Source organism: Rhizobacter sp. P1_G5, assembly GCF_056405435.1.
This window is the reverse complement of record NZ_JBFUCB010000822.1, coordinates 1-2188: the sequence shown is the minus strand read 5'-3', so window position 1 is coordinate 2188 and position 2188 is coordinate 1. Positions and strand designations below refer to the sequence as shown.

Genomic DNA, 2188 nt, shown 5'->3' with positions numbered 1-2188 from the left:
CTTCGGGCTCATGCCGTAGGCGCCGCGGTAGGCCGCGTGGCGTGGGCGGATGCTGTCGGGCACCAGCGCATCGACCGGCAGGCCGACGATTTCCGCGAGCTCGTAACCCAGCAACGTGGCCGCCGCCGGGTTGGCCCGCACGATCAGGCCCTGCGCATCGACCAGCAGCAGCGCATCGGGGTAGGCCGAGAACAGCGAGCGGAACAGGCGCCCCTCTTCCGGCGTCGGCGGCGGCAGGTTGTGCGGCGGCATCGGGGGCTCCGGTTCAGGCGCCGACGACCGGCACCGCCAGCATGTAGCCGGCGCTGCGCACCGACTTGATCAGCTGCGGGCTCTCCGGGTCGGCTTCGAGCTTCTTGCGCAGGCGCCCCACCTGCACGTCGATCGTGCGGTCGAACGGCGCCGCCTCGCGGCCGCGCGTGCTCTCGAGCAGGAAATCGCGCGACAGCACCCGCCCCGGGTGGCGCACGAACACGCTCAGCAGGTCGAACTCGCCGCCGGTCAGCACCACCTCGACGCCAGCCCGGTTGGCCAGCCGGCGCGCAGCGAGGTCGAGCTCCCAGTCGAGGAAGCGCAGCCGCTCGGGCGGCGCCGCCGTCACGCTGGCCGCGGGCGCTGCCGGGGCGGTCGCCACGACCGCCGGGGCGGCCACGCGCCGCAGCACCGACTTGATCCGCGCGAGCAGCTCGCGCAGGTCGAACGGCTTGGTCACGTAGTCGTCGGCGCCGATCTCCAGCCCGACCACCTTGTCGACCGCGTCGCCGCGGCCGGTGATGATGATCAGCCCGCACTGGTGGTGCTCGCGCAGCCGCCGTGCGATCGCGAAGCCGTCCTCGCCGGGCAGGCCGAGGTCCAGCAGCACCAGCGACGGCGTGTCGGCGGCCATCAAGGCATCGAGCGCGCGGCCCTGGTGCACCTGCGACACCCGGAACCCCTGCCCGCCGAGGTAGTTGGCGAGCAACTGGGTGATGTCGACCTCGTCGTCGAGCACGGCGATGTGGTGCGGAACCCCCTGCGATGTCACGAAATGCCCCCCTGGTGCGCGGTCGGCGGCGGCCCCWGCGACCGCCCCGCCGCACTATACGCGGCGGATCGCGCCGCACGGCGTCAGCGGGGCGTCATCTCCTGCGGATTCGCTCGCGGCCCGTTCTGCATGGGGCGCCGCGTCGACCTGCGGCAGCCCGAGGTGCCGGCGCAGGGTTTCGTACAGCGCCGCCGGCTCGACCGGCTTCGCGACATGGCCGTCCATCCCGGCGGCCAGGCACGCGGCGCGGTCCTCGTCGAACACGTTGGCCGTCATCGCGAGGATCGGCGTGCGGTCGCCGAGCGCGCGGATGCGCCGCGTCGCCTCCAGCCCGTCCATGCCGGGCATCTGCATGTCCATCAGGATCAGCGCGAACTGCTCGCGTTGCACGCGCTCCAGCGCCTGCGCGCCGTCGCAGGCGAGCTCGGCGTCGACGCCGACCGCCCGCAGCACCTCGCACGCCACCTCCTGGTTGACCGGGTTGTCCTCCACCACCAGCACGCGCAGCCGGCCCTGCCGGGCGCGCAGCGCGGCTTCTGCGCACGGCAGCCGCGGATCGGCCCGCATGCCGTCGCCGTCGGCGTCATCGTCGCCGCGCCGGTCCGCGCCAGCCGCGGCGCCATGCGCCAGGCACGCGGTGAACCAGAACTCGCTGCCCTGCCCCGGCTCGCTGCTCACGCCGACCTCGCCGCCCATCATCGCGGCCAGGCGCTGCGTGATCGCCAGGCCCAGCCCGGTGCCGCCGAAGCGCCGCGTGGTCGAGGTGTCGGCCTGCACGAAGGCCTCGAACAGCCGCTCGAACTGGTCGGCCGCGATGCCGATGCCGGTGTCGCGCACCGCGAAGCGCAGCCGCACGCCGGCCGCATCGTCGGCCAGCCGCAGCACGCGCAGCGCGACGCTGCCGTGCGCGGTGAACTTCACTGCATTGCTCAGCAGGTTCAGCATCGCCTGCAGCAGCCGGGTCGGGTCGCCATGCAGCAGGTCGGGCACGTCGTCGTCGGCGCGCAGCGACAGCGCGAGCCCCTTGGCCAGCGCCCGCTCGGCCACCTGGCTGCGGGCGCGTGCGAGCAGCGCATGCAACGAGAAACCGGTGCGCTCCAGGTCCATGCGGCCGGCCTCGTTCTTCGAGAGGTCGAGGATGTCGTCGATCACCTGCAGCAGGTG

General features: G+C 73.6%; 3 protein-coding genes. All 3 read right to left on the bottom strand.

Annotated elements, in window-relative coordinates:
• Positions 1-252 (bottom strand): PAS domain-containing protein (locus tag AC1D12_RS31530; protein WP_477845121.1); only part of this gene is annotated, 252 nt, incomplete at its 3' end.
• A gap of 13 nt (positions 253-265) precedes the next feature.
• Positions 266-1024: a winged helix-turn-helix domain-containing protein gene (locus tag AC1D12_RS31525; protein WP_477828012.1), complete on the bottom strand. Its 759-nt coding sequence runs from the start codon at positions 1022-1024 to the stop codon at positions 266-268.
• Between the two features lie 54 nt (positions 1025-1078).
• The coding region (locus AC1D12_RS31520; protein WP_477845120.1) for an ATP-binding protein at positions 1079-2188 on the bottom strand (1110 nt) is incomplete at its 5' end.